At 68.3% G+C, this 26,950-nt stretch carries 22 protein-coding genes; 13 read left to right on the top strand and 9 right to left on the bottom strand.

Annotation, left to right across the window (positions count from 1 at the left end; all coding sequences use genetic code 11):
- Window positions 1-27 precede the first annotated feature (27 nt).
- Window positions 28-1,311 (top strand): FAD-binding oxidoreductase, encoded by a 1,284-nt coding sequence (locus ON23_RS08220; RefSeq protein ID WP_039777258.1) that lies wholly within the window; start codon window positions 28-30, stop codon window positions 1,309-1,311.
- 132 nt (window positions 1,312-1,443) lie between these two features.
- Here ON23_RS08220 and ON23_RS08215 read toward each other — a convergent pair whose 3' ends face one another.
- Both ON23_RS08215 and ctaC read right to left on the bottom strand, forming a co-directional pair.
- On the bottom strand, window positions 1,444-1,860 hold the full coding sequence (locus ON23_RS08215) for a cytochrome c oxidase subunit 4 (protein WP_036500184.1): 417 nt from the start codon (window positions 1,858-1,860) through the stop codon (window positions 1,444-1,446).
- 18 nt (window positions 1,861-1,878) lie between these two features.
- Window positions 1,879-2,877 carry an aa3-type cytochrome oxidase subunit II gene (gene ctaC / locus ON23_RS08210; RefSeq protein ID WP_051042228.1) on the bottom strand — a complete coding sequence of 333 codons (999 nt, stop codon included), beginning with the start codon at window positions 2,875-2,877 and terminating at the stop codon, window positions 1,879-1,881.
- Between the two features lie 456 nt (window positions 2,878-3,333).
- Between ctaC and asnB the strand changes: the two genes are divergently transcribed.
- The 4 genes from asnB to ON23_RS08190 all read left to right on the top strand — a co-directional run bounded on the left by asnB (window position 3,334) and on the right by ON23_RS08190 (window position 8,001).
- A complete protein-coding gene (gene asnB, locus ON23_RS08205; protein ID WP_039777255.1) occupies window positions 3,334-5,259 on the top strand; it encodes an asparagine synthase (glutamine-hydrolyzing) in 1,926 nt (641 codons plus the stop codon).
- Between the two features lie 230 nt (window positions 5,260-5,489).
- On the top strand, window positions 5,490-5,819 hold the full coding sequence (locus ON23_RS08200) for a hypothetical protein (RefSeq protein ID WP_051042226.1): 330 nt from the start codon (window positions 5,490-5,492) through the stop codon (window positions 5,817-5,819).
- A gap of 53 nt (window positions 5,820-5,872) precedes the next feature.
- Window positions 5,873-6,142 (top strand): DUF2277 family protein, encoded by a 270-nt coding sequence (locus ON23_RS08195; RefSeq protein WP_039777254.1) that lies wholly within the window; start codon window positions 5,873-5,875, stop codon window positions 6,140-6,142.
- A 266-nt stretch (window positions 6,143-6,408) separates the two neighbouring features.
- Window positions 6,409-8,001 carry a purple acid phosphatase family protein gene (locus ON23_RS08190; protein ID WP_039777253.1) on the top strand — a complete coding sequence of 531 codons (1,593 nt, stop codon included), beginning with the start codon at window positions 6,409-6,411 and terminating at the stop codon, window positions 7,999-8,001.
- A 55-nt stretch (window positions 8,002-8,056) separates the two neighbouring features.
- On the opposite strand, the gene ON23_RS08185 is transcribed toward ON23_RS08190, so the two are convergent.
- The 5 genes from ON23_RS08185 to ON23_RS08165 all read right to left on the bottom strand — a co-directional run bounded on the left by ON23_RS08185 (window position 8,057) and on the right by ON23_RS08165 (window position 15,518).
- Window positions 8,057-10,060 (bottom strand): hypothetical protein, encoded by a 2,004-nt coding sequence (locus ON23_RS08185; protein WP_039777252.1) that lies wholly within the window; start codon window positions 10,058-10,060, stop codon window positions 8,057-8,059.
- A 38-nt stretch (window positions 10,061-10,098) separates the two neighbouring features.
- Entirely contained in the window at window positions 10,099-11,139 is a 1,041-nt protein-coding gene (locus tag ON23_RS08180; protein WP_369817451.1) for an ATP-grasp domain-containing protein, read from the bottom strand.
- Between the two features lie 518 nt (window positions 11,140-11,657).
- Window positions 11,658-12,398: an adenosylcobinamide-GDP ribazoletransferase gene (locus ON23_RS08175; protein ID WP_039777297.1), complete on the bottom strand. Its 741-nt coding sequence runs from the start codon at window positions 12,396-12,398 to the stop codon at window positions 11,658-11,660.
- A 184-nt stretch (window positions 12,399-12,582) separates the two neighbouring features.
- Window positions 12,583-14,577 (bottom strand): nicotinate-nucleotide--dimethylbenzimidazole phosphoribosyltransferase, encoded by a 1,995-nt coding sequence (gene cobT, locus ON23_RS08170; protein ID WP_039777251.1) that lies wholly within the window; start codon window positions 14,575-14,577, stop codon window positions 12,583-12,585.
- 272 nt (window positions 14,578-14,849) lie between these two features.
- Window positions 14,850-15,518 carry a DUF3043 domain-containing protein gene (locus tag ON23_RS08165; RefSeq protein ID WP_039777250.1) on the bottom strand — a complete coding sequence of 223 codons (669 nt, stop codon included), beginning with the start codon at window positions 15,516-15,518 and terminating at the stop codon, window positions 14,850-14,852.
- A gap of 314 nt (window positions 15,519-15,832) precedes the next feature.
- Between ON23_RS08165 and ON23_RS08160 the strand changes: the two genes are divergently transcribed.
- The 7 genes from ON23_RS08160 (at window position 15,833) to ON23_RS08130 (ending at window position 21,683) form a co-directional block, all read left to right on the top strand.
- Window positions 15,833-16,183, top strand: a complete 351-nt coding sequence (locus ON23_RS08160; protein WP_036500157.1) for a HesB/IscA family protein — start codon at window positions 15,833-15,835, stop codon at window positions 16,181-16,183.
- Between the two features lie 102 nt (window positions 16,184-16,285).
- Window positions 16,286-17,257, top strand: coding sequence for a carbohydrate kinase family protein (locus tag ON23_RS08155; protein WP_039777249.1), 972 nt, complete (start codon window positions 16,286-16,288; stop codon window positions 17,255-17,257).
- A 103-nt stretch (window positions 17,258-17,360) separates the two neighbouring features.
- Window positions 17,361-18,074 (top strand): MBL fold metallo-hydrolase, encoded by a 714-nt coding sequence (locus ON23_RS08150; protein WP_039777248.1) that lies wholly within the window; start codon window positions 17,361-17,363, stop codon window positions 18,072-18,074.
- Window positions 18,075-18,256: 182 nt separating this feature from the next.
- The gene (locus tag ON23_RS08145; protein WP_039777246.1) at window positions 18,257-19,381 is read left to right on the top strand and encodes an ABC transporter permease; all 1,125 of its coding nucleotides are present in this window, start codon (window positions 18,257-18,259) and stop codon (window positions 19,379-19,381) included.
- Between the two features lie 2 nt (window positions 19,382-19,383).
- Window positions 19,384-20,106 (top strand): ABC transporter ATP-binding protein, encoded by a 723-nt coding sequence (locus ON23_RS08140; protein WP_373282175.1) that lies wholly within the window; start codon window positions 19,384-19,386, stop codon window positions 20,104-20,106.
- Between the two features lie 93 nt (window positions 20,107-20,199).
- Window positions 20,200-20,808: a TetR/AcrR family transcriptional regulator gene (locus ON23_RS08135; protein WP_039777244.1), complete on the top strand. Its 609-nt coding sequence runs from the start codon at window positions 20,200-20,202 to the stop codon at window positions 20,806-20,808.
- Window positions 20,809-21,023: 215 nt separating this feature from the next.
- On the top strand, window positions 21,024-21,683 hold the full coding sequence (locus tag ON23_RS08130; RefSeq protein WP_039777243.1) for a GAP family protein: 660 nt from the start codon (window positions 21,024-21,026) through the stop codon (window positions 21,681-21,683).
- Here ON23_RS08130 and ON23_RS08125 read toward each other — a convergent pair.
- Together ON23_RS08125 and ON23_RS08120 are read right to left on the bottom strand one after the other, a co-directional pair.
- Entirely contained in the window at window positions 21,670-23,340 is a 1,671-nt protein-coding gene (locus ON23_RS08125; RefSeq protein WP_039777242.1) for a SulP family inorganic anion transporter, read from the bottom strand. The genes ON23_RS08130 and ON23_RS08125 overlap by 14 nt on opposite strands.
- Before the next feature lie 25 nt (window positions 23,341-23,365).
- A complete protein-coding gene (locus ON23_RS08120) occupies window positions 23,366-24,346 on the bottom strand; it encodes a formylglycine-generating enzyme family protein (protein ID WP_039777241.1) in 981 nt (326 codons plus the stop codon).
- A 241-nt stretch (window positions 24,347-24,587) separates the two neighbouring features.
- Here ON23_RS08120 and ON23_RS08115 point away from each other — a divergent pair, with 241 nt between their 5' ends.
- A complete protein-coding gene (locus ON23_RS08115; protein WP_039777240.1) occupies window positions 24,588-26,924 on the top strand; it encodes an arylsulfatase in 2,337 nt (778 codons plus the stop codon).
- The last annotated feature ends 26 nt before the right edge of the window (window positions 26,925-26,950 follow it).

Raw genomic sequence — 26,950 nt, 5'->3', positions numbered from 1 at the left:
GCCGCTACTGTGGTTAGCTTTGAGGCCATGAGTACCACGCTCGCTGCTCTTCCGGAGGAATACCTGCCCCGCGACACCGCGGATGTCGTTCGCACAGTGCGAGATTCACGACCGCAACCGCTGACCGTGCGCGGCGGCGACCACAGCAGCGAGCAACTCGACGACGAACCGGCCCCGCCCGACCGTCGCATCGTGATGTCGCTGCGGCGGATGAACCGCGTGCAGGCGGTCGACGCCGACGCGCGACTGGTACGGGTGCAGGCCGGCGCACGCCTGTCCGATATCGATCGCACCCTGGCCGCGCACGGCCTCGGGCTGCCGATCGTCGGCGACCACCGCGAGATCACCGCAGGCGGCTTCGCGGCCGTCGGCGGGCTCAGCGCGGCCTCACACCGCTACGGCATGTTCAGCGACAACGTGGTCGCCCTCGAATACGTGGACCCCGAGGGCCGATTCGGCACCTGCGGGCGCACCCACCATGCCGACCGATTCCGGCGCATCCTCGGCGGAGCCGGGCGCACGGGCATCATCACGGCGCTGACGCTGCAAGCCATCGAGGTCGACAAGGACCACACTTGGCTCACCTCCGACGCGCACCGATTTCTCGACTTCGACACCTTCGTCGAACACTCGCACGCCGAGATCACCCGTCCCGGCGACGCCCTGCTGCAGGTCGGCCGCTGGGTCGACACCGCGCCGCTGCGGGTGTCGCGACCGGTCGGCACCGGAAACATCCAGCTCGGCACGGTCCGCTTCGGCCAGTGGTCGAGTCTGCATCCCACCACCGCCACCCCCTCGCTGCGGGCCCGCCGGGAACTGGGTGCGCGGGCGCGAAAGTCGTTGGGCGCCATCGCCTCCGCCGCGGGCGGCCGCGCCGGTATGCCGGTGCGCAATGCCGCCGCCGGTGCGCTGATGTTCGCGCCGAAGGTGCTCACGCTGCGCGACGCCGAATATCTCGCCGACACGGTGATCAGCTCCTCCGAGCGCGGCCCCGCCTACCGGGTGGCGGTCTTCGCGCCCATGAGCAGCTACAGCACCGTCTTCCACCGGTTGCACGATCTGTTCGCCGACCACCGCGAACGCAGCGGCGCCATCACGGTCATCTCCGCCATGACCTACGGCGTGCGCTCCCCGGATCTGCACGAATCCGCGGGCGAGGACCACGGCTTCATCACCTTCACCTGCCGCCTGCGCCCCACCGGCACCTACTCCGGCCGCTCCGGCGCTCCGGAACTGGTGCGCGATATCACCTCCGGCATCGACGACATCTGCCGCTCCGAACGCGCCCGCCGCTACCACACCCCCGACTGACCTCTCTGCGTAGACCGAACGCCCCGGCAGTCGTGTCGGGGCGTTCGGCTTTTCCGGCGACATCTCGAACGGTCCCGTAACGACGAAACGCCCCGGCCGAAGCCGGGGCGTTTCGAGACTGCCGTCAGGTACTCAGTGCTTCTCGGGTCCCACGTGGTACTCGAACACCAGGCCGGCGACCGAGGCCAGGACGCAGAGCACGCCCAGGCCGATCAGCCAGTACTGGAAGAACGCGAAGCCGAGCGCGGTGACCGAGGCGGAACCGGCCAGCAGGATGGGCCAGAAGCTGCCGGGCGAGAAGAAGCCCAGGTCGCCGGCGCCGTCGATGATTTCGGCCTCTTCGTAGTCCTCGGGGCGCAGATCGAGGCGCCGCGCGACGAAGCGGAAGTAGGTGCCGACGATGAGCGTCAGTCCGGCGGTCAGCACGATGGCGGTGGTACCCGCCCACTCGACGCCGGTGCGGGACTGGCCGGTGAAGAATCCGTAGACGACCGCCACGATGATGAAGAACACCGTGAGCAGCTCGAAGATGCGTGCTTCGACCTTCATTGCAGTTCAGTACCCTTCTTACTTGCTCTCGGCCTGGCTGGCTTCACGCGCGGTGCGACGGGTGTCGAACGGATGCGTGGTCGTAGCGACCGGCGACTCGCCGATGCTCGACAGGGCCTCGGCATTGGTCTTACCCGCTTCGCGGGCGGCGATGTACTTGTCGAACTTGTCCGGCGTCACGGCACGCACTTCGAAGTTCATCATCGAGTGGAAAGTACCGCACATCTCCGCGCAGCGGCCGACGAAGGCGCCCTCGTGCTCGATCTTGGTGATCTGGAAGGTGTTGTCGGAGTGGTTTTCCTTCGGGTTCGGCATCACGTCGCGCTTGAACAGGAACTCCGGCACCCAGAAGGAGTGGATGACGTCGGCGGAGGCCAGCTGGAATTCCACGACCTTGTTGGTCGGCAGCACCAGCACCGGGATCTCGTTGGACGAGCCGACGGTCTCGACCTTGTCGTAGTGCAGGTAGGAGATGTCGTTGGCGGGCAGGCCGTGCAACGGACCCGGCTGCGGGTGGCCGTCGGCGGTGCGCTCCTTGTACTCGGCCTGGATCTGCTCGTTCATCGCCTGACGAGTCTGATCGACACCGTCGTGGACCTGGCCGTTCTGGCCGACGACCTTCTGGTAGCCGAACTTCCAGTTCCACTGGAACGCGGTCACGTCGACGACCACATCCGGGTTCGAGGTCTTCTCGTGCACGTAGTTCTGCACGACCACGGTGAAGTAGAACAGCACCGCGATGATCACGAACGGAATCGCGGTGTAGGTCAGCTCCAGCGGCACGTTGTAGCCGGTCTGCCGCGGGAACTCCGGGGAGTTCTTCTTCTTGCGGTGGAAGGTCACGGTCCAGAAGGTCAGGCCCCAGACCAGCACACCCATCGCCAGGGCGGCGACGACCGACCACGTCCACAGTTCCCGCATCCGGGTCGCCTGCGGGGTCACGCCCGAGGGCCACCCGAACCGAAGCACGGGATTGTCGATCGAGCAGCCCGAGACGAGCATCACGGTGATCCCCATGGACACCGCCAGCCCGGCCCGCCGAAGGATGCGGCCCCGCCGTACCCGGGCGGGTCGTGCCCCTATCGCTTCGCTCGCCTTGTGCGCCACGCTCAACGCCTTCCTGGTCGTCCATCCGACACGGCGCCACCCGGATGCCGGGCGGCGCGTTTTCAGCACGTTCGGGAGCCTTCCGCGAGCCGCACCGAACGCACGGCCGACCACGAGAGTTCCCGAGTACTACGCAGCGTAGACCAAACCGCCTCCCGCGTTGTGCCCGGGTCGCTTTCGACACACCGGCCACCGGGTGCGATCCCCGGCGGTGCCGCCGCGCCGCTCACGCGCGCGGACGCGAAATCCCTGGCGAGCGCGACTGCCGCCCAGCGAGGCGACGAGCAGGCCCGTCGTGCGGCATACTCGGGGACTGGTTTCGAATGTTCTCCGCGTACCCGATCCGGAAACGAGGTTCTCGACGCAGTGTGTGGACTGCTGGGATTTCTGACCGCCGATGTGGCCACCGACTCCGTCGTACAGCAGGTGTACGACGCCTTGCAGTGCGGGCGCCATCGCGGCCCGGACGAGCGCGGCACCTGGCACGACGAACACATCATCCTGGGCTTCAACCGCCTGTCGATCATCGACATCGAGCATTCGCATCAGCCGCTGCGCTGGGGTCCGCCGGAGAATACCGAGCGTTATGCGCTGGCGTTCAACGGTGAGATCTACAACTACCCGGAGTTGCGCACGCAACTGAGCGAGGAGTTCGGGGCGCGGTTCGCCACCGAGGGCGACGGAGAGGCGATCGTCGCGGCCTATCACCACTGGGGTACCGCGGCGTTCTCCAAGCTGCGCGGCATGTTCGCCTTCGCCATCTGGGACACCGAAACCCAGGAGCTGGTGCTGGCCCGCGACCCGTTCGGCATCAAGCCGCTGTTCCTGGCCACCGGCCCGGGCGGCACGGCCTACGCCAGCGAGAAGAAGAGCCTGCTGGAACTGCTGCCCGCGCTGAACCTCTCGGACGCGCTGGATCCGCGCGCCCTCGAGCACTACACGGTGCTGCAGTACGTGCCGGAGCCGGAATCGCTGCACGCGAACATCCGCCGCCTGGAATCCGGCTGCTACGCCACCCTGCGTCCCGGCGCCGCGCCGGAAGTGACCCGTTACTTCGAGCCGAACTTCCGGGTGCGCCCGTTCGCGGCCGGTTCGGAGGAGGCCCGCTACCGCGAGATCGCGGCGGTGCTCGAGGATTCGGTCGCCAAGCACATGCGCGCGGACGTCACCGTCGGCGCCTTCCTGTCCGGTGGCATCGACTCCACCGCGATCGCGGCGCTGGCGATCCGGCACAACCCGAATCTGCTCACCTTCACCTCGGCGTTCGAGCGGGAGGGGTATTCGGAGGCCGATGTGGCAGCCGAGACCGCGGAGGCGATCGGCGCGAAGCATTTCATCCGCACCGTCAGCCCCGAGGAGTTCGCGGGCGCGATCCCCGAGATCGTCTGGTACCTCGACGATCCGGTGGCCGATCCGGCGCTGGTGCCGCTGTACTTCGTGGCCCAGGAGGCTCGCAAGCACGTCAAGGTGGTGCTCTCCGGAGAGGGTTCCGACGAGCTGTTCGGCGGCTATACGATCTATCGGGAACCGTTGTCGCTCAAGCCTTTCGAGTATCTGCCGAAGGGTGTGCGGCGGCTGGCCGGCAAGCTCTCGGACCGGATTCCGGACGGGACGCGCGGTAAGAGCCTGCTGCATCGCGGTTCGCTGCCGCTGGAGCAGCGCTACTACGGCAATGCCCGCAGCTTCAACGACGCCCAGTTGCGTTCGGTGCTGCGCGAATTCCGCCCGGAATGGACGCATCAGGATGTGACGGCCCCGATCTACGCGCGCTCACGCGGCTGGGATCCGGTGGCGCGCATGCAGCATCTGGACCTGTTCACCTGGTTGCGCGGCGACATCCTGGTCAAGGCCGACAAGATGACCATGGCCAATTCGCTGGAGTTGCGGGTGCCGTTCCTGGACCCCGAGGTGTTCGCGGTCGCCGAGCAGATCCCGTATCAGCAGAAGATCACCAAGGAGACCACGAAGTACGCGCTGCGCCGCGCGCTCGAGACGATCGTGCCGCCACATGTGCTGCACCGGCCGAAACTGGGCTTCCCGGTGCCGCTGCGGCACTGGCTGCGCGGGCCGGAACTCTACGACTGGGCCGCCACCCAGATCGCGGAATCGCAGACCAACCATCTGCTGGACAAGTCCGCGATCAAGGCCATGCTCGAGGCGCACCGGGCCGGCAACGGCGATCACAGCCGGCGCCTGTGGACGCTGCTGGTGTTCATGATCTGGCACGGCATCTTCGTCGAGGACCGCATCAAGCCCGATATCCAGGAGCCGACCTACCCCGTGCGGCTCTAGCCGGCGGAAACCAGCGACGCGGGCGTCGCACCGCGGCCGATCACGGCCGGTGGTGCGGCGCCCGTTCCGTTTGCGGCGATTCCCTTCGCACGGCACTCGTAGTCACGTCATCTTTTCGACACTCTTGAACGTACCGTTAAATAGCGGTACATTAAATGACGTCAAGCTAGTCGAGCGGCCCGATCGGGCCGCGGACGGATACGACCGAGTCACGCACCGAAGGAATTCCGATGGTTCGAAACGACCTGCCCTCGAAGCTCCGCACCCGCATGTCCCGCACCGTGATCACGGTCGCCATCGCGGCGGCACCGATCGTGGCGGCCGCCGCCCCCGCTCTCGCCGAACCGGCGGCGGCCCCGGCACCGGCACCGGCCCAGGAAATCCACGGCTGGGGCCACCACGGCTGGGGCCATCACGGCGGCTGGGGAACGCCGGGCTGGGGCCTGCCCGGCGGAGGCTACGGCGGCTTCTATCCCGGATGGCACAGCCCGTGGTCGGGTGGCTACGGATACGGGTACGGCTACGGCTACTCGCCGTTCTCGACCGGCAGCGCCTCCTGAGCCGATATCGGATCGGCTCGATCGCACCCGGCACACGGCCTAACCTCGTAGCTATGTGCCGAAATATCACCGCCCTGCGCGGCCTCGAACCGGAAGCCACGGCCGAGGAGATCGAGGCGGCCGCGCTGCAGTACGTCCGCAAGGTGGGTGGCCTGAGCAGTATCTCCGCGGCCACCCGCCCCGCGGTCGACGAGGCCGTCGCCGAGATCGCCGCGGCCACCACTCGTCTGCTGGCCGCCCTGCCCGACCGCAAGGTGCCGCCGAAGTCGGTGCCACCGCTGCGGCGGCCGGAGGTGCAAGCGCGCATCGCCGCCCGCGCCTGAGCACGAGGCCGGCGTTCGGCTCGTGATTCACCCGGCGTTCGCCGTGGCGTCGGGTTTTCTGAACCCGCGCACGGTTGGCTGGAGGTATGGACGAGCGGGATGCCTCGGAGCCGGTAGCGAAGCAGGCGGATAACGCCGAGACGGGGGCAGGCCCTGGTTCGGCATCGGGCGCCGGCCCCCACCGAGATGGAACCGCCGAGCCGGATACCGCTGCTCAGGCCGGCGGGCCGGAGGAAAGCGGTGCTCGCCCCGGCCGACCGCGCGGGGTGAGCCGACGGTGGTTGTTCGGCGCGTCGGGGGCGGCGGCGATCGCCGGGCTGGCCGTGGGCGCCGGAACGACGGCGGCGTTGCACGGCGACGGGTCGTCGACCGGCAGCGGCGGGCGATTCTGGCCGCTGTCACCGGATTTGGCGATGAGTCCGTCCCGGGTGGCCGCGCCGCCGGTGACGGGCTTGCATCTGCAGTTCGGTGCCGACGCCGCGCGCGAGGCCGTGGTGAGCTGGCAGAGTTCGGCATCGGTGCGCAATCCGGTGGTGCGATTCGGCACGGCCACAACCGGTTTCGGCGCTACCGCGCAAGCACAGACCCGGGTCTACCGGGACGCCGCCTCGGGCACCGAGGTATACGCCCATCACGCGGTACTGACCGGGCTCACCCCGGACACCGACTACATCTACGCCGCCGGACACGACGGCGCCACACCGGAATTGGGCACCCACCGCACCGCGCCGGCGGGGCGGGCCGCGTTCCGCTTCACCAGTTTCGGCGATCAGGGCACTCCGACGCTCGGCAAGCTGGACAACGGCCGCTATGTCAACGACAACCTCGGCTCCCCCGTCGCCGGTGACGTCACCGCGGGGATCGAGCATCTGGCCCCGCTGTTCAATCTCGTCAACGGCGATCTGTGCTACGCCAATCTCGCCACCGACCGGATCCGCACCTGGAACGACTGGTGGGCCAACAACTCTCGGTCCGCTCGCCATCGCCCGTGGATGCCGGCGCCGGGGAACCACGAGAACGAACGCGGCAACGGCCCGATCGGCTACGAGGCGTTCCAAACCTATTTCACCGTGCCCGACAGCGGGTCCGAGGACCTCGCGCGCGGGCTCTGGTACGCCTTCACGGTCGGCGCGGTCCGGGTGATCGCGGTGGCCAACGACGACATCTGCCTGCAGGACGGCGGCAACTCGTACGTGCACGGCTACTCCGGCGGCGCCCAGAAGCGTTGGCTGGACAAGGAATTGGCGGCCGCCCGGGCGGACCGCGCGATCGACTGGATTGTCGTGTTCATGCACCAGACCGCGATCTCCTCGGCCGACAAGGCCAACGGCGCCGATCTGGGGATTCGCCAGGAATGGCTACCGCTGTTCGACCGCTACCAGGTCGATCTGGTGCTGTGCGGCCACGAACACCATTACGAGCGTTCCCATCCCGTCCGCGGCGTCCTCGGCAGCGACACCCTCACCCCGAAGCCGGTCCCGGAGGCGGTCACGCCCGCCACCGCGACCGCGCCCGACATCATCGACACCTCGCGGGGCACAGTGCATCTCGTGATCGGCGGCGGCGGCACCTCCGTTCCTTCGAACGGGCTGTTCTTCCCCGGGCAGCAGTGCCGGGTGATCACCGGTGTCGGCGCCGTCGACCCCGCCACGGGTAAGAAGGCGCCGATCTACGTGATGGAGCAGGCGCCGTGGTCGGCCTTCAAGGACCCCGACCATCCCTACGGCTTCTGCGCTTTCGACGTCGATCCCGGCGCTCCCGGCGGCCACACCACCATGACGGCCACCTACTACGCCGTGACCGACACACTGAAACCGGTGGACAGCTTCGTCCTCACCCGCCCGCGTTCGGACCACTGACCCGGCCGCACGCTCGCCGGCGTGAATCGTCCATGCACGCAACGTATCCGCCGCGTCACGACGGCGCATCGCTCACGATCTCCGGTAGCCGGTCCGCGCCCCAGCTGCGGTGGATGTAGCCGACGACCCGATCCAGTTCCGTGCGCTCCACCGCGGCCGGTTCGCCGCGTTCGAGCGGATCGAAATGGAAGATGTAGAGCCGCGACGCGAACTGTTCGAACGGCAGCGAGCCCTCCCCGAACCGTTCGCCGTGCCCGGCGGTGCCGACGACCACGCCGTCTCCCCAGTCCTGGCCGCTGTCGTTGTTCGGATTGTAGAAGTAGACCCGCATGGTGTCCTGCGGATCGAGGCTGACCCGCAGGACGGTGATCGCGTGCCAGCCGACGAACCGGGCGGCGCTGTCGGTGACCGCGATGCCGGCCGGCTGCGGGTGGATCAGCGGCTGATTGCCGTTGTAGAAGGGGTGGTAGCTGGCGTAGAAGTGCCGCAGGAATTCGTCGACGTCGATCAGCCGCCCGGTCTCCACATCGACGTTGATGCGGAATCCGCGCCCGGACCACCAGCCGTGGAATTCGGGGTTGATCCACCGATGCGGATCGCCCTCGCGGCCGACGCAACGCCGCCCCATCTCCGCGTAGATGCGGTCGAGATGGGGCACGACCAGCAGTGATACCGGGTCCAGATCCATCGGCAGGGTGGTCGCCACCCCGGCTCCGGCCTCCAGCGAGGAAATCGGCTGTCCCTCGAAATGCATGACGATCTCGTCGTCGCGTGCCGCCCACGCCACGGTCTGCAGCAGGTAGTCGGGATCGTTGTAGGCCCACATCGACAGGGCGCGCGCCGACTGGCAGGTCGGATTGTCACCCTGCCCGACGCCGAGTGGCAAGCCCAGGATCGACAGCATTCCGGACAGCAGCCGCGCCCGCGCGTCCGGAACCGGCCCGAACACCTCGTGCAGCCGTTCCGCCGAGCGCGGCGACACCGGTAGCGCGAGTTGCCGCCACAGCGCGGGCGCGACCGGCGGTTGATACAGAATCCCCCGTTCCAGCAGCAGCGCGAGCCCGTAGATGCCCTGCGCGGTCTCGACGTGCACGGCCTCCTCGATCAGGTTGCGCACGAGTTCGTGGTAGCACAGCAGGCTGTCGCGCCCGGTGCTCGACAATCCCAGCGCCTCACCGAGCAGATATTCCCCTTTGGTCAGCAGGAACCGCAGCAGCACCGCGTGGTACGGCGACACCAGCCCGGTGTCGTGCATCGAGCGCGCGAAACCCGTTGCCTCGTACTGCAATGCGCTGTCGTCCATACTTTCCAGGCGCGTGCGGTAGACCTCCACGCCCGGATCCTCCCGGCAGGCGTCGGTGGTGCCGTAGAGGCTGCTGATCAGCCGGTCCGCGCCCAGCCCGCTGGCGCCGAGGTCGATATCGGGATTGCTGCGGGCCACGGCGATCTGTGTGATCATCCGCTTCACCTGCTCGACCTGGATGGGACGCTGGCGCAGAATCCGCCAGATCTCGTCGACCAGATGCTCGAGCACCTTCTCGTAGCCGATTTCGTCCACCAGATGATGTAGCAGCTCCCGCGAGACCCGCGCCATCCGCCCCTGCTGCTCGCGTTCGGCCTCGCTCGGCGGAGTGAACAGCAGGTTCAGATTGACCGCCAGCACCTGCGACAGATGCCCCAGTGCCTGGTCCGCACTCACCGACGGATGCGGGTAATCACCTTTGGCCACCGCCAGCAACCGGAGATCGCTCACCGTCTCCAGCACCATCGTGTCGGCGTTGGCGCTGCGCAGCGAACCCACGCTCAACGCCGGAATCAGGATCTCCGGATGCGCCCAGTCGGTGCCGAGGAACAGCCCGGCCGCCTCGAGCCGGCTCGCGCGCGCCCGCACCGCCGCGCAGCCGCCGGGCAGCAGCAGCACCCGGCGCAGCGCGCCCAACACCCTGGACAGCTTCACCTGCTTACCGAAATCACTGGTGTCGCCCAGAATTCGGGTGGCTTCGTCCAGCGTGGCGAGACGTCTGTCCAGAGTGTCGTCGTCGCTGCCGAGTGGAGACAATCAGGACCCTCCCGTGATCCATTCCTGCCGAGAAGGAGTCATACGTAGAAGTCGAGTTCTTCCTGTCGCTTCAGCAGGTCCCGCAGAGCGTACGGGTCTTCGCCGAAGAAGTACAGCAGACCCCAGTGATTGCCGAATGCGGTTCGCTTGGTGACCTTTTCCGACAGCGGGGCGGTGAGTTCGTGGGTTTCGAAATATTCGTGGTCCTCCGTCTCCTCCGGGATCGACAACCGGCTGACCACCCGCCGCCGCGGATAGACGCCGAACGAACCGGCATGTCCTTTCGCATCCACCACTTCACGGGGGAAGAACTCCACGATCTCCTCCTCGGTGGTCTTGGGGTCGAATGCGAGGACCAGTGCGTGATAGGCGTTGAATCCGTAGGCGCGCTCCAGCAGTTCGAACACCTTGAACCCGGGCGGACGATAGGCGACCTCGCCGAAGTACATCTCACCGTCGCTGGTGACGAAATACTCCGGATGGACGAATCCGAATTCGATATCGAAGGTCTTGATCAGCTTTTCCACCTGCCGGGTGATCTCCGGCCGGTACTTTTCCAGTTCCGGGGTCGCGGGGACGAAGACGGAGTAGCCGAGCCGCACGTATTCGGAGATGTTGAGGAATCGGATCTTGCCGTCGTGGATCCACGCCTCGACCGCGAATTCCCAACCGTCCAAATGCGATTCCATCAGGACCGGGAACTCGTCGTCGGGGATGGCGTCGATCTCGTCGGGGGTGCGGATCACCCGGTGACCGAGGCAGCCGGCCTTGTCGAAGGCCTTGACATGGATCGGATCGTTCGGATCGCCGTCGAGTTTGAGCAGGGTCTGGTTGACGCGCTTGAGGAACCGGATGACGTCGTCACGCTCGTGGGCCTCCTCGAAGATGCCCACCCGGATACCGCCCAGTTGCGCGCGCCGCTTCATGAGCGATTTGTCGCGCAGCAGCATGGCCTGGCCGAGCAGCCGCGGATTGTCCAGCAGCACCGAGTTGATCGCACCCGCCCATTCCACGGTCTCCTCGAAGATCGGGATGGCGACGTCGACGCCCATCTCCTTCAGGGTCTCCGCGATTTCCATCGACCGGTCGTTGAGTCGCTCGAAATTCCAGCGGAGGTAGGGTATTTCGTTCTCGGTGCAATATTCCTCTGCCCACTCCGGGGCTACGACCACATAACGCCGGTCGAATCGGTCCACCGCTTCGACCGCGTTCAGACTCCAACCCAGCAGGGCGACATAGCCTTTGTCCGGGTTCCTGCGCTTCGATTCACGGGATGAAATCGACAAACCTGCTCCCCTCTTCGACCTCGGTGCACCGTTCGTCGATCGCGAGGTCGTCTTATCGCGCGGTGGTCCTGCGCTCGATACCGGGGGCTGCGAATTCGGTGGGCTCCGGTATCGCCGCGCGTGCGCTCGGCATCGTCGACGGGCGGCAACAACGGCGATCCGCTCTATCACCGTCATTGCTCACGGATACCCCGATGTTTCGTTCCCAAACAGGGACAACGCCGTTGCGTTATTGACGCACAATCATTTTCGCTGGTCGGGGTCCTTCAGGGTGGATGAAACGGTACGGCCGATCGGGCGGTCCGACGAAGTCAGGACAGTGACAGCACCGCGGCGGTGACCGCGACGGTTACCTCGGCGGCGGCGCCGAGCACATCACCGTTGAGCCCGCCGAAACGCCGCACACAATGCCACACCAGCACAGCCGCACCCGCCAGAGCCACGGCGACCGCGACCGGCCCGAGCCAGGACGCGGGCGCGGCGAAGACGCCGGCGACGAGCGCGGCGAGAGTCCAGACCGCCGGTGTCACCGCCGACTGCGTGCGCGCCACCAGCGCACCGAATCCGGCGCCGGGAGCGGAAGCGTATCCGCGGCAGGCGAGGACGACCGCAACCCGTCCGACGGCCACCGCGAGCCCGACCGCGAACCAGCGGCCGTGCTCGGCGAGCGCGGCGAACGACAGCGCCTGAACCCCGATGGCGAAGATCAACGCGGCCACCCCGAAAGGCCCCGCCCCGCCGCTCTTCATGATTTCCCGGGCACGCTCCGGCGGGCCGTAACTGCCCAGCCCGTCCGCGGTATCGGCCAGTCCGTCCAGATGCATTCCGCGGGTCGCCAGTCCCAGCGCACCGACGATGATCAGCCCGGCCAGCGCGAAACCCGTTCCGACCCGGATCAGTACCCACAGCAACCCGGCGGCGCCGGCCCCCAGCACCGCCCCGACCACCGGTGCGGCCGCGATCGCTCCCGCCGCCGCCCTGCGGTCGACCGTCTCGGGTCCGCGCACCGGCAGCACCGTCAACCACGAGAGCGCGAGACGAGCCGCCGCGATCACGGCCGGAACCCCGATCCGGCGATGCCACAGCATGCACATATCGGTGCTGCGTGCCGTGCCGCCGACCGACCACGACACCCGGCGCGCGGGTGATCGACAAGATACCCGATCCGGCCGGCCTTCCGCCGCGTGCTCGGGGGGCCGGTCGTGCGGGCCGGGCGATCCGGTCCGCGCCCCTCGTTCAGGACACGACTTCCGGTGCGGCCGAATCGGATTCGGCGGTGCTCACCCCGGCCTCACCGAAGGTCGACATCTCCGACAGCGCGGCGATGGCCGCGCGCAGCAGTGGCAGCGCGCTCACCGCGCCCGAGCCTTCACCCAGCCGCATGTCCAGCTCGACCAGCGGTTCCAACTCGAGCTTGGCAAGGGCGAGCGGGTGCGCCGGTTCCGTGGACCGATGCCCAGCCACCCACCAGCGCTTCGCGCCGGGGGCGAGCATCTCGGCGATGAGCGCGGCGGCGGTGACCACCACACCGTCGAGAATCACCGGCGTGCGCCGGGCGGCGGCCTGCGCGAGATAGCCCGCGGTGGCGGCGAAATCCGCACCACCGGCGATCCGCAGCAGCGCGAACGGGTCCTGGCGGTGCGGACGCGCGCGCCACATGGCGTCGCGGATCGCGGAAGCCTTGCGCATCCATCCGGCATCGTCGACGCCGGTGCCGCGGCCGATCGCCACCACCGGTTCGGTATCGGTGAGGGTGGCGATGAGAACCGTCGCGGGCGTGGTGTTTCCGATACCCATATCGCCGGCGATCAGCAGGTCGGCTCCGCTGTCGATCTCCTCGTCGGCGATCGCGCGGCCGGCGGCCAGCGCGGCGTACAGTTCGGCCTCGGTGAGGGCGTCCTCGCGGTCGATGGCGCCGCTGGAGCGGCGAATCTTGTGCGTCGAGACCGACGGATCGGTGTCGGCGTCCACCGCGATGTCGACCACGCGCACGGTCGCATCGGCCAGTCGTGCCAGCGCGTTCACCGCCGCCCCACCGGCCAGGAAGTTGGCGACCATCTGCGCGGTCACCTCACTCGGATACGCCGACACCCCGTGTCGCGCCACGCCGTGGTCTCCGGCGAACACCACGACCCGGGCGCGCCGGAACTGATGCGGCGGGCACTGCCCCTGGCACGACGCCACCCAATTGCCCAGTGTCTCCAGCCGGCCCAGCGCTCCCGCCGGTTTGGTCAACTGCAACTGCCGCTGCTCGGCCTCGGCCCGTATGCGCGCATCGGGCGCGGCGACCGGGCCGAATGCCGGTGTGGTGCCGTCGAATTCGGCGAGGCCACGCGGAGTCGAGCCGGCCGGCGAGCCCGCGGCAGCAGCCGCGGCGCCGGCGAACTCGCGACCCGCCCCCTCGTCCGCCGCACCCGAGCCGGGGCGGGCACCCGCGCCCACATCCGTCACGTCACTCGTCCCGGTCGACGCAGCGGCGCCGCCCGCATCGTGACCGGATGCCAACGCCCTTTCCGCCGCAGCGGAGTCGGCGAAACCGGAGCCGTGGAAAGGATGCTCCCGGCCCACGGTATCGGCACTGTCCGAAGCCGACACCCGTTCCGCCGCACCGCCTGCCAGTCCGGCTGCCGCGGCCGCCGCGGAGGCCGTCCCGATCCCGCCTCGGGTGGAAGCGCCCGCAGCTTCCGCGCCCTTCAGCACCACCGGCACTCCGGCCACGACCAGTACGACCTCGTCACACACCGCCGCGAGCCGCTGATTCAGCGTCCCGATCTCGTCCTGGAACAGCCGTCCCGACGCGGTCGCCGGAACCACCCCCAGCCCGACCTCCGGGCTCACGATCAGCAAGCGGTCCGCGTATCCGGTCACCGCCGCGACCAGCGCGTCGATATCGGGGCCGACGGTTCCGCGCGGCGATTCCCAGGCCGCGCGCGCGTCGATGCGGGCGGTCAGCCAGGTGCCGAGGTCGTCGATCAGCGTCACCGGCGCCGGATCACCGAGCACGGTGATCGGATCGCCCTCCACCACATGCCAGGTGCCGGGGCGCCGGACGCGATGGGCGGCAATACGATCGGCGAAGTCCGCGTCGGCGGGATCGGGAACCGCGGTCGCGACGTAGCGCACCGGTCCGCTGCGGCCGGCCACCTCCTCGGCATAGGCGGATTTCCCCGAGCGCGCCCCACCGAGCACCAGCGTCCGCAGCCCTCGGCCGCCCGCAGCATCGTTCACCACGTCAGCACGGTACCAATCGGCCCGCACCCGAGCCCCCGCCTACCCGAGCGGGCAGCACGCGCACCGCCCGCGTCCGTGCCCGACGGCCGCAACGTCCGAGACCGCGGCGGAATCCTGGAGCGCACGACAGCCGACCCCGCCCCTGCAGCTGCGCCGTCCGAGTGCGGTTCGCCACGGCAGCGACTTCGCAGAGCGGTCGGCGAAATCCGGAAGCACACGACAGCCGACCCGTCCTTCCGGCCGCGCCGGGGGTCGAACGCGACCGTCCGGACTCAGACGGCGTCGCCGGGGGAAACCCGCGGCTTCGGCGCGCGCATGCGGCGGATCTGGGAGGCGCGGACGAAGGCGTACCAGCCCAGTGACCAGCTCGAGGTGGTGTCGTCGGGGTAGCGCTCATGCACCCGCTTGTTGATGAGGCGGCCGATCACGAAGCCCTCGGCGACCATGAACAGCATCATCACGATCATCGCGAGGGTGACGTAGGCCTGCACCTGCGGCGTGAGGAACATGGTCAGGATCAGCACCAGCGCCAGCGGCATGAACAGTCCGACCAGGTTGCGCCGGGCGTCGACCAGGTCGCGAACATAGGCGCGGACCGGGCCGCGGTCGCGCGGCAGCAGATATTTGTCCTCACCGGCCAGCATCCGGGCGCGGCGATCGGCGGCCGCGGCCCGGCGTTCGGCCGAAGCGACCTTACGTTCCTCGCGGTTGCCGCGGGTGGCCTTGCGCCGGGCGCGGGCCTCCTTGGCGGTCAGCGGCGCGGGCGCAACCGGCCCGCGACGTCTGCCCTGGACATCGCGACGTCTGGGCGTCGGCCGGCCTTTGCCGGCGGTCGGTGCGGGCCGCTGCGCTGCCGTGGCCGTGTCGTCGTCGGTCGCGGCCGACGTGTCGTCGACGTGGTCGTCGGTGGTGCTGGCATCGCCACGGCGCAGGAACTTCACGCCGACCAGGCTATTGGATGGCATACCGGCCTGGAAATACGGTCTCCGCAGAGCCTGTGTGATCGGTCATACCGCCCATACCGGCAAACCGGCTCCGACCGGCCGGTCTGTACCCCCCGACACGCCCCGCGGGTGTGGTGATTCGCACGTCCGAGCGCCGTCCACCCGGCAATTCCGGGGCCGACGGGCCCGCACCGGTGCGCGCAGTGGCAAGATTGGAATAGCCACCCGCGACGTGGCGTTGACAGCTACCGAGCCGTGCGCTGTTCACGGAAACAACGTTCACGGGTAACGAGGGTCTGCGAGGAGACTTCATGACTGTGCAGAACGAGACCACCACCCACGGTGTGATCCTGACCGACGCCGCCGCGTCCAAGGCGAAGGCGCTGCTGGACCAGGAGGGCCGCGACGATCTGGCGCTGCGCATCGCGGTGCAGCCGGGCGGTTGCGCGGGTCTGCGGTACCAGCTGTTCTTCGACGATCGCACCCTCGACGGTGACCTGACCGCCGAGTTCGGCGGGGTCAAGCTCGCCGTCGACCGGATGAGCGCCCCCTACGTCCAGGGTGCGTCCATCGACTTCGTCGACACCATCGAGAAGCAGGGCTTCACGATCGACAACCCGAACGCCACCGGCTCCTGCGCCTGCGGCGACAGCTTCAACTGACGATCTGCTCCCGGCGCGGAATCTCTTCGGAGGTTCCGCGCCGTGTCGCGCACACGGTACGGTAAAGCTGATTCCGCCCTCGACAGACAAGGACCGGGCTTCGTGACCATCGCTGTGTCCGCTTCCATCGCGACCGACCATTTGATGCGTTTTCCGGGGAAATTCTCCGACGTCCTGCTTGCCGATCAGTTGCAGCACGTGTCGTTGAGTTTCCTGGTCGACGATCTGGTGATTCGCCGAGGCGGTGTCGGCGGCAACATCGCGTACGCGATGGGTCTGCTGAACGGTAACCCGCTACTGCTCGGCGCGGTCGGCCCCGATTTCGGTGAGTACCGCGACTGGCTCGAGCGCCACGGCGTCGACTGCTCGGCGGTGCGGATCTCCGAGACCGCGCACACCGCCCGCTTCGTCTGCACCACCGACGAGACGATGGCCCAGATCGCGTCGTTCTATCCCGGCGCGATGAGCGAGGCCCGCGACATCTCGATCGCCGAGGTAGCCGAAAACCGTTCGCTGGACCTGGTTTTGGTGGGCGCCAACGATCCCGACGCGATGCTGCGCCACACCGAGGAGTGCCGCAAGCTCGGCATCCCCTTCGCCGCGGACCCCTCCCAGCAACTGGCCCGCCTCGACGGCGACCAGGCGCTCGCCCTGATCGACGGCGCCACATACCTTTTCACCAACGAGTACGAGTGGGGCCTGCTGCTGCAGAAGACCGGCCTGTCCCCCGAGGAGATCGGCCGCCGGGTCGGCATTCGCGTCACCACCCTCGGCGCCAAGGGCGCGCTGATCGTCGATGGCGACGGTGTCGAGGTGAATGTCGAAGTGGTGCCGGAACTTTCGCAGGTCGACCCGACCGGTGTCGGCGACGCCTTCCGGGCCGGATTCCTCACCGGGCACACCGCCGGACTCAGCCTGCAGCGCTCGGCTCAGCTGGGTTCGCTGACCGCGGTGCTGGTCCTGGAGACCGTCGGCACCCAGGAGTGGTCGCTCGACCGCGACGACGCGCTGCGGCGGTTGCGCGGGGCGTACGGCCCGGAGGCGGCGGACGAACTCGGCGCGCTGCTGGCCTGACGCCGCCCCGAAGAACCGAGCCATCCTGCGGCCCGCGGCCGTGACGATTCACAACATTGCGTCCGGATGCGCGGAGTTCGCCGGCGAACAATAGGGTGTGCGTATGGGATCCGATCGTTTATATTTTCGTCAGCTGCTGGCGGGCCGGGACTGGGCTGTCGGCGACCCGATTGCCACTCAGATGCGCAATTTCTCGTATGTGATCGGTGATCGTGAGTCCGGCGAATGTGTGGTGGTGGATCCCGCGTACGCGGCGGGTGATCTGGTCGATATCGCCGAGGCCGACGGCCTGCGGTTGACGGGCGTTTTGGCAACCCATCACCACCCCGACCACGTCGGCGGCACGATGATGGGCTTCACGCTGCGCGGCGTGAGGGAACTGCTCGAGCGGGTGCAGGTTCCGGTGCACGTGAACCACGAGGAACTGTCCTGGGTCGCCAACGTCACCGGCATCGCCCCGAGCGAGCTGACCGGCCACGACCACGGCGACACCCTCGCCGTCGGCGGCGTCGAGATCGAATTCCTGCACACCCCCGGTCACACGCCGGGCAGCCAGTGTTTCCTGTTCGAGGACCGGCTCGTCGCCGGTGACACCCTGTTCGTCGACGGCTGCGGCCGCACCGATTTCCCCGGCGGCGATTCCGACGCCATGTTCCGCAGCCTGCGTCACCTGGCCGAATTGTCCGGCGACCCGGTCGTCTACCCCGGCCACTGGTATTCCGAAGAACCCAGCGCGGCCCTGTCATCGGTGCGCGAGAACAACTACGTGATGCGCCCGACCACCCTGGAGCAGTGGCATATGCTCATGCCCGGCTGAGCACACACACCCGCCCTCCAAGCCCTTTCGCCTTGCGCGAGAGGGCTTTTCGCATGTCGGGCGAGGCTTCACCACCCCGGCCGATTTTTACCGACATCGCGTTGGTATCTTACCGACGCACCGTCAGGAAGATGGTGCTGTCCCGTCGCCGGCCCGCCCGGCGGCAGCCGTGAGGAGTTGTCATGTTCCTGGCACTGCGCGAACTGTGGTACGCGCGAGTGAGATTCGGCCTGATGGGCGGCGTGGTCGCGCTCATCTCGATCCTGACCGTGATGCTGTCCGGGCTGTCGTCCGGACTGGTCGACGACGGCGTCTCCGGCCTGCGCGCCCTGCCCGTCGACGCCTTCGCCTTCGCGCACGGCACGAAGACCGACTCGGCGTTCACCCGCAGCACGATCGACACCGCGCAGGTCGCGGCGTGGCGGTCCGAGCCCGGCGTGGCCGACGCCGCACCCTTCGGCAATACGCTGGTCAACGCCAAGACCGGCGGTGGGGTCGCGGTCGACTTCGCCCTGTTCGGCGTCGATCCGCAGTCGTTCCTGGCACCGGCCCCGGCGCAGGGCACACGCCTGGATCGGGAGGACGGCATCGTCGTGAGCGCGACCGCCCTCGACAAGGGTGCGCGACTCGGCGACACCGTCGTGATCGACCGGCTCGGCACCACGTTGACGATCGTCGGTGTCACCGCGGGCAAACAGACCTTCGGTCACGTCGATGTCGCCTATGTACCGCTGCGCACCTGGCAGCAGATCCATGCCGGGGCGAAACCGGGCGAGCAGGTGCGAGACCAGGCCTACCGGGAGGCCAGTGCCGTGGCGCTGCGCGCGCGGCCGGGCACGACTCTCGACCTGGCCGCCGGCGACGCGGCGGCGGATACGACCGCCATGACCCGCACCGCCTCCTACGACGCCTCCCCCGGCTTCTCGGCGGAAATGGCGACCATGTCGCTGATCAAGGTGTTCCTCTACGCGATCTCCGCACTGGTGGTCGGCGCGTTCTTCCTCGTGTGGACGATTCAGCGCGCGGGCGAACTGGCGGTGTTGCGGGCGATCGGCGCACCGACGCGATTCCTGCTCGCGGACGGACTGACTCAGGCCGTGGTGGTGCTGGTCGGTGCGACCACTGTCGGAGTGCTGATCGCCGTCGGCGGCAGCCGATTCATTCACGGTATGCCGTTCACCCTCGATCCCGCGGCCATCGCCACCGGCGCCGGCCTGCTGGTGCTGCTCGGCGTGCTGGGCGCGGCCGCCGCCATCGTGCGCGTCACCGGAATCGATCCCCTCACGGCCCTGGGAGCTCACCGATGAGCCTGTTCGCCACCCGCAGAACCGATGCGACGCAAGGTGATCCGCGCGACCTCGACGACGCGAAGAGGGGACTCGACCTCGACGGCGTAGCGCTCACCCTCGGCGACGGCGCCGATACGGTGACCGCGCTGGACGACATTCACCTGTCGGTCGCGCCGGGAGAATTCGTCGCGATCATCGGCCCCTCCGGTTCGGGCAAATCGAGTCTGCTCGCCGTGGCGGGCGGGCTCACCACGCCGCACGCGGGACGTGTCCGTATCGGCGGCACCGATCTCACCGCCCTCGGCGCCCGGGCCCGCACCCGATTCCGCCTGCGCCACATCGGTTTCGTCTTCCAATCGGGCAACCTCCTGCCCGCGCTCACGGCCGCCGATCAACTGCGCCTGATCGCCCGGCTCACCGGCGCCCGGCGCGATCCGCGGGAATTGCTCGACGCGGTCGGTATGGGCGCGAAGGCGAATCGACGTCCGGAGCAACTGTCCGGCGGGGAACGCCAGCGCGTCGGCATCGCCCGCGCACTCATCGGCTCACCGCGAGTGCTGCTGGTGGATGAGCCCACCGCCGCGCTGGACCGTGCCCGCAGTGCGGAGGTGGTGGAACTGCTGGCCCGCGAGACCCGCGCGGCGGCGGTCGCCACCGTCATGGTCACCCACGACCACGACATCCTCGACCGCTGCGACCGCGTCCTGCATATGATCGACGGCCGCCTCACCCCCGAGCGCTGAGCACGCGCCACACTCCGGCCGCGGCGGCGACCGGGTGTGATAGCACTGTCGCAAGGGTCGGACGGAGGCCCGGTCGTGCGAGAAGGAGGTGTCGTGCCGAGAATTCAGGCGGCGACGGTCACGGAACACCGGCAGGCGCAGCGGCGGGCCCTCCTCGACGCCGCCCGCGCGATCCTCTCGGAACAGACGGGCGCGGCGCCTACCCTCGCCGAGGTGGCCGCCCGCGCCGGTCTGGCCCGGCCCAGTGTGTATCAGTATTTCGGCTCGCGAGACGAACTGTTCGAGGCGGTCTTGGCCGACGCGCTCCCCCGCTGGAGCGAGCGGATCGCCGAACGCATGGCCGCGGCCGGCGACCCGGGCGGCAAGGTCCTGGCGTATGCGATGGCCAACCTCGAACTGGTCGACGAGGGCGAACACGCGGTGGTGCAAGGACTTTCGACCCACGTCGCGCCCGACGCCCTCGCCGCCCAGGGCCGAGCCATCCACGACGAACTACGCACACCGCTGATCGGCGCGCTGACCGAACTCGGCGCCCCCGATCCGGCCACGACCGCCGAACTGATCAACGCCGTCGTCCACACCGCCTCGCGCCTGGTGGAAAACCACACTCCCGTCGACACCGTGGCGGCGAGCGTCCGGGAGCTGCTCGATCCGTATCTGCGTCACACCGCGTCCGGGACGCACACACCCGGCGGCGCGTAGATCACCTCGGCCGGCGCGGACGGGGCTCCGGGAAGGTCGACGCGCTCACTGTTCCACTGCGCCCGTCGATCTCACCCGCAACGTGTGACGGCGGGCCGGTGCCTAGCGCACTACCGTCGGCGAGCGGGACCGCACCCGCGCACCGCCGGACGGGCACACCGCCGCGCCGGCGGAGCCGAGCCGCTGCCGGGCCCCAGGACTGGCGAGGAGTCGAGATGGGTGATCTGCTCGTACTGCTGCTTCCGGAAGTGATCGGCCTGATCGTGACTCCCGGCGCCGTCGCGGGTTGTGTCCTGCTGCTCCAGTCACGTCGCCCGATCGCCAACGCCTCCGCGTTCGGCGCCGCGTTCCTGCTCGTCTACGCGCAGATCGCGGTGGCGGCGCTGCTGGGCGGTGCGGGCGATCCGCAGTCCACGTCGAAGCAGACCTCGCACTGGGCCGGGCTGGTGGTCGGTGTCTTGTTCCTGGTGGCCGGTGCCGTCATCGCGGTGCGCAAGCCGAAGACCGCGCCGGGCGGCGGTCCCCGCTGGATGACTCAATTGGAGAACACCGGACCGCGCGGCGCGTTCATCGCCGGGCTGGCGTTGGCGGTGGTCAATCCGAATCTGTTCATCATGCTGTCGGGCATGAGCCTGATCGCGAGTTCGGCCACCTCGGTCGCGGCATCGGCGGTCGGGACGATCGTCCTGCTCATCGCCGCGGTCCTCGATTTCCTCGTCCCGATCGGCATCTACCTGCTGCTGGGCGAACGCGCCCGCACCGGCCTCGACGCGGCCAAGGTCTGGATGATCCGCCATACCCGGTTGCTGTCGATCGGTGTGCTGCTGGTGTTCGGCGCCCTCTTCACCATCCGCGGCATCGTCAATCTGACCTGAGTGCGGCGACCGCCCGGTCCACGGTGCTGAACAACCGGCCCTGTTGCTGCAGGTCGCGTCCGACCGCCGTGCGGCGAACGGTGGCCAGGTTGCGGGCGGGCAATTCCGCGAAGTAGACGGTGACACCGCTGTCCTGCAGTTCGTTGACCACGTCGAAGAATGCGCGCATCACGGTCAGCGTCACATCGGGTATCCAGGAGCAGTCAAGCACGACCGTATGCACCGGATGCCCGGCCGCCGCGAGCTCGTCCACGCGACGCCGTATGCCCTCGGTATTGGAGCGCACATTCGCGGTGTACAGCCCCGACGCGACCCGCAGCACCAGCGGATTCGCGGGTTCGGTTGCGGCCGTGGGTGTTCCGCCCACCCATCGGCCGTCCGGACCGCGCGTCAACTGCACCACATGCGGGCGATTTAGTTCGCGCAACACCAGATACAGCGTGGCGACCACCCCGACCGCGACCGCGGGAAGCAACCCCATCACCAGCCCGACCACCGCGGTGCCGACCGCGATCCAGAATTCGACGCGACTGACCCGCCAGAACAGCGCCAGCGCACCGAAGTCCAGCAGCCCGAGCGTCGCCACCACCACCATCGCACCGAGGGTGGCCTGCGGCAGATCGTCGAGCACCGGTGCGAGGAACAGCGCCACCGCGACCGCCAGCACCGCGGTGACGATCGCGGCCATTTGTGTTCGCGCACCGGCGCGTAGCGCCACCGCCGTCTGCGAGAACCCACCCGCCGGGGGCAGAGTGTGGAAGAACGAACCCGCCAGCGACGCCATCCCGTTCGCGAAAAGTTCCTGGTTGCTGTCGATCTGGGGTTCGCTCGCGCGGCGCACACCACGTCCCACCGCGACCGTCTCCAGGAACGCCATCATCGAGATGGCCAGCGCCCCCGGCAGCAGGTCACCGATATCGCGCAGCCGCGGCACACCCGGCAGCGGAATCCCGGACGGGACCGGCGAAATCAACGCCACCCCGTGATCGTCGAGATGGACGAACGCCACCAGCGCGATGCCTACCGCCACCACCACGAGCGGACCGGGAACGCGCGGCAGCAGTTTCGACATCGCGTACAGCCCCGCGATACTGGCCGCCGCCAGTATCACCGTCGCCGGATTCGCCGAGCCGAGGTGTTTCAGCGCCGACCACAGCACCCTCAAGAATCCGGTGGCGGCCGGATCGGCGGGCACGCCCAGAAGTTTCGGCAACTGCCCGGCCGCCACGGTGAGCCCGACGCCGATCTTGATCCCGGTGAGCGTCGCGTCGCTGATGTTCTCGATGATCGAGCCCAGACGCGCCAGCCGCGCGAGCAGCAGGATCACCCCGACCATCAGGGTCAGCGTCATCAGCGCGGTCTGCGCATCCTCGGATCCGGCGGCGATCCCGGCCCCGACCAGCGTGGAGGCGGTCAGGGTCGCGATGGTGGAGGTGGTGCTCACGCTCGCGGTGCGGGACCCGCCCAGCAGCGCGTAGACGACCATCGGCACCATGCAGGTGTAGAGGCCGATCTGCACCGGCAGATCCGCGATGGTCGCGTAGGCCATGGCCTGCGGAATCACCACCGCCCCCGCACTGAGCCCGGCCACGATGTCGGGCCGCAGCCAGGTACGGCGATAGCCGGCCAGGGTCGGCGCCACCATCACACCGCTCATCCGCCCTCCACTGCGCCGCCGCGGGTCAGCGTGCGGCAGGAGCATCGGCGACCACCCGGAAGCCCAGATTCCCGGTCGAGGAGACCGGTTCGCTGCCCTGCCGCGCCGAGACCCGGTAGCGGCGGCAGTAGGACAGGTGGCACAGATACGAGCCGCCCCGCATCACCCGGTCGCGGCCGAGATCGGGTCCTCTGGGATTCGCGCCGGGACTGTGCCGGTAGTAGTCGGGCGAGAAATAGTCCGAACACCACTCCCACACGTTCCCGGTGGTGTTGTAGAGCCCGAAACCGTTGGGCGCGTACGCGTTCACGGGCATCGTGCCCAGATGCGCGCCGGGGGCCGTGCGGGGGAATTCGCCGGTGAAGACGTTCATCCGCCGCTGCCCGTGCGGCTCGAAGTCCTCGCCCCAGGGAAACGGGCCGGTGGATCCGCCGCGCGCGGCGTACTCCCATTCGGCCTCGGTGGGCAACCGGGTGCCCGACCACGTGCAGAAGGCTCGCGCGTCCTCCCAGGACACGTGGACCACGGGATGGTCGGCCAGGGCGCCGACGTCGGAGGCCGGTCCGAACGGATGAGCCCAGTCCGCGCCCTCCACCTGCCGCCACCACGGGGCGTTCACCACCGCGCGGGTGGGCGGCATATCCGGCGGCAGCAGTCCGGCGAAGACGAACGACCAGCCGTATTTCTCGGCATCGGTGCGGTAGCCGGTGTCGGCGACGAAGGCGGCGAAGTCGGCGTTGGTCACCGCGTACCGGCCGATGGCGAAGGCGTCGAGCGTGACCGGGTGGCACGGCCCCTCGCCGTCGCCGGGATACGCCCACCGGCTCTCGTCCCCCATGGTGAAGGTGCCGCCGGGGACCGAAACCAGCGCGGGGTCGAATTCCCGGCCGTGGTCTCCCCCGGCCGGGTGACCGATGGCGCCGATGTCCTCGGTCGGATCGGCGCTCTTTCCCGCTGACGGTGCGCAGCAGGCGTGGTGGGTGCCGGAGTCGGTGCGGTGTGGCATGACTTCCTCTCCCTCACTGTCCGAAACGTCAACGCAGGCAGCGATAGCCGACCGTACGCTGCCCCGACCGTACCGCCCGATTCGCCCGGTCGGGGGCGGTATCGGCAACTGGGTGCGCGGGGGCGCGGGACGGCACCGGAATTCACCCCGAGCGGATGAGGCCCGCCGCCGCGGCCGGTGCTGCACTCACAAGCGGCACTTACTCCGTGACGCAGACCAGTCTCCGACAGGGGTTCCAGCTATGAGCGATAAGCAGTTCAAGGGCGTCATCAATCTCGACATCCGGGATTCGGTTCCCGATTGGGACGCGTTCCTGGCCAAGAAAGCACCCGAGGGCGCGCCGAATGTGCTGGTCGTCCTGTACGACGACACCGGATGCGCGGCCTGGTCGCCCTACGGCGGGCGGATCGAGATGCCGACCATGGACCGGCTGGCGCGCGAGGGACTGACCTACAGTCAGTGGCACACCACGGCGCTGTGCTCGCCGACCCGCTCCACCTTCCTCACCGGCCGCAACCATCACCTCAACGGATTCGCCTCGATCTCGGAGACCTCCTCCGGTTTCCCCGGTTACAGCTCCCACATCCCGCCGGAGAACGCCTCGATAGCCACCGTATTGCGGAAAGCCGGCTGGGGCACCTACTGGGTCGGCAAGAACCACAACATCCCGGTCGACGAATGGACCGCCGGCTCGTCCCGGGAGCGGTGGCCGCTGGGACAGTGCTTCGACCGCTTCTACGGTTTCGTCGGCGGCGAGACCAACCAGTGGTATCCGGATCTGGCCGAGGACAACCACTTCATCGACCAGCCGTATCAGCCCGAGGAGGGCTACCACCTGTCGAAAGACCTTGCGGACAAGGCTATTTCGTTCCTGCAGGATCAGCGCCAGACCCATCCGGGCAAACCGTTCTATCTGTGGTTCTGCCCCGGCGCCAACCACGCCCCGCACCATGCCCCGAAGGAATGGATCGACAAGTACAAGGGCCGCTTCGACGACGGATACGACGCCTACCGCGAGTGGGTGCTGCCGCGCATGATCGAACGCGGCATCCTGCCCGAGGGCACCGAACTCACCGAGTTCAATCCGATGCCGCCGGGCACATTCGCCGAGGCCGATACCGTGCGCCCGTGGTCGGAACTGAGCGAGCCGGAGCGAAAGCTGTTCGCCCGCATGGCCGAGGTGTACGCCGGTTTCTCCGAATACACCGATCACCAGGTGGGGCGCATCATCGACTATCTGGAGGAAACCGGCCAGCTGGACAACACGCTGGTGATCTACGCCGCCGACAACGGCGCCTCCGGCGAGGGCTCGCCGAACGGCTCGGTCAACGAGAACAAATTCTTCAACGGCTATCCGGACAAGATCGAGGACAACCTCGGAATGATCGACAAACTCGGCACGCCGGACACCTACAACCACTACCCGACCGGGTGGGCGGCCGCGTTCTCCACGCCGTTCAAGATGTTCAAACGGTATTCGTATCAGGGCGGTGTCGCCGATCCACTGGTCATCTTCTGGCCCAAGGGAATCGAGGCGCGCGGCGAGATCCGCGACCAATACCACCACTGCACCGATATCGTGCCGACGATTCTCGAATGCTGTGGTGTGCCGATGCCGGAAACGGTCGACGGCGTCCACCAGAATCCGCTGTCGGGCGTATCGATGAAATACAGCTTCGATTCCGCGGACGCGCCCACCGAGAAGGAAACCCAGTACTACGAGATGCTCGGGCATCGGGCCATCTGGCACAAAGGCTGGAAGGCGGTCACCGTGCACGGGCCCACGAGCGGGCTCAGCAATTTCGACAAGGATCGCTGGGAGCTGTACCACACCGATGTCGACCGTTCGGAGAATCACGATCTGGCCGAGGAACATCCGGACAAGCTCCGCGACATGATCGGGCTGTGGTTCCGCGAAGCCGAGATCAACAAGGTGCTGCCGCTCAACGACCTCGGCGTTACCGGCAAGGACCTGCAGACCTTCATCGGGCTGGAATTCAAGGTGCCGGTGCCGCCCGGCGGCAAATACATCTATTACCCGGGCACCACGGAAGTGCCCGAACGGGCCGCCGCCAATACCCATGCGGTGTCGTTCAAGGTTCTCGCCGAAGTGACCACCACCCCCGAAACGCAGGGCGTGATCTTCGCCCACGGCTCACGATTCGGCGGCCACGCGCTCTATATCAAGGACAAGAAGCTGCGCTACACCTACAACTTCCTCGGCATCCCTCCGGAGCAGCGACTCGAGGCGCCGGCGCCGGATCCCGGCCGGCACATCATCGGCGTCGATTTCCAGAAGGAGCGGCCGGGCGATCACGGGGAATTCTGGGGCACGGCAACGCTGTACGTCGACGACCAGGCCGTCGCACAGTCCGAGATCCGCACGCAGTCGGGGCATTTCACGCTCTGCGGCGAAGGGCTCTGCATCGGCTACGACACCGCCGACCCGGTGACCGGCGACTACCACGGCAAGTTCGCATTCAGCGGTGGCGAGATCGCGAAGGTGATCTTCGACATCGCCGACGACGCCTATGTCGATGTCGAAAAGCATTACGAGGCAGCGCTCTCGCGCGATTGACGACCGCTGCGGCGGTGCCGCCATGG

The organism is Nocardia cerradoensis NBRC 101014 (genome assembly GCF_000308535.1).
GTDB classification, from domain to species: domain Bacteria; phylum Actinomycetota; class Actinomycetes; order Mycobacteriales; family Mycobacteriaceae; genus Nocardia; species Nocardia cerradoensis.
The sequence above is the reverse complement of the archived record's forward strand: the minus strand, read 5'-3'. Positions and strand labels throughout refer to the sequence as shown.

What these genes read in the sequence shown, in the direction of transcription:
- ON23_RS08220 (WP_039777258.1), top strand. Translation starts at nt 28, where the DNA reads ATGAGTACCACGCTCGCTGCTCTTCCGGAGGAATACCTGCCCCGCGAC.
- ON23_RS08150 (WP_039777248.1), top strand. Translation starts at nt 17,361, where the DNA reads ATGGGATCCGATCGTTTATATTTTCGTCAGCTGCTGGCGGGCCGGGAC.
- ON23_RS08125 (WP_039777242.1), bottom strand. Translation starts at nt 23,340, where the DNA reads ATGAGCGGTGTGATGGTGGCGCCGACCCTGGCCGGCTATCGCCGTACC.
- ON23_RS08160 (WP_036500157.1), top strand. Translation starts at nt 15,833, where the DNA reads ATGACTGTGCAGAACGAGACCACCACCCACGGTGTGATCCTGACCGAC.
- ON23_RS08180 (WP_369817451.1), bottom strand. Translation starts at nt 11,139, where the DNA reads ATGGAAATCGCGGAGACCCTGAAGGAGATGGGCGTCGACGTCGCCATC.
- ctaC (WP_051042228.1), bottom strand. Translation starts at nt 2,877, where the DNA reads ATGGGGATCACCGTGATGCTCGTCTCGGGCTGCTCGATCGACAATCCC.
- ON23_RS08130 (WP_039777243.1), top strand. Translation starts at nt 21,024, where the DNA reads ATGGGTGATCTGCTCGTACTGCTGCTTCCGGAAGTGATCGGCCTGATC.
- ON23_RS08195 (WP_039777254.1), top strand. Translation starts at nt 5,873, where the DNA reads ATGTGCCGAAATATCACCGCCCTGCGCGGCCTCGAACCGGAAGCCACG.
- ON23_RS08120 (WP_039777241.1), bottom strand. Translation starts at nt 24,346, where the DNA reads ATGCCACACCGCACCGACTCCGGCACCCACCACGCCTGCTGCGCACCG.
- ON23_RS08145 (WP_039777246.1), top strand. Translation starts at nt 18,257, where the DNA reads ATGTTCCTGGCACTGCGCGAACTGTGGTACGCGCGAGTGAGATTCGGC.
- ON23_RS08115 (WP_039777240.1), top strand. Translation starts at nt 24,588, where the DNA reads ATGAGCGATAAGCAGTTCAAGGGCGTCATCAATCTCGACATCCGGGAT.
- ON23_RS08200 (WP_051042226.1), top strand. Translation starts at nt 5,490, where the DNA reads ATGGTTCGAAACGACCTGCCCTCGAAGCTCCGCACCCGCATGTCCCGC.
- ON23_RS08215 (WP_036500184.1), bottom strand. Translation starts at nt 1,860, where the DNA reads ATGAAGGTCGAAGCACGCATCTTCGAGCTGCTCACGGTGTTCTTCATC.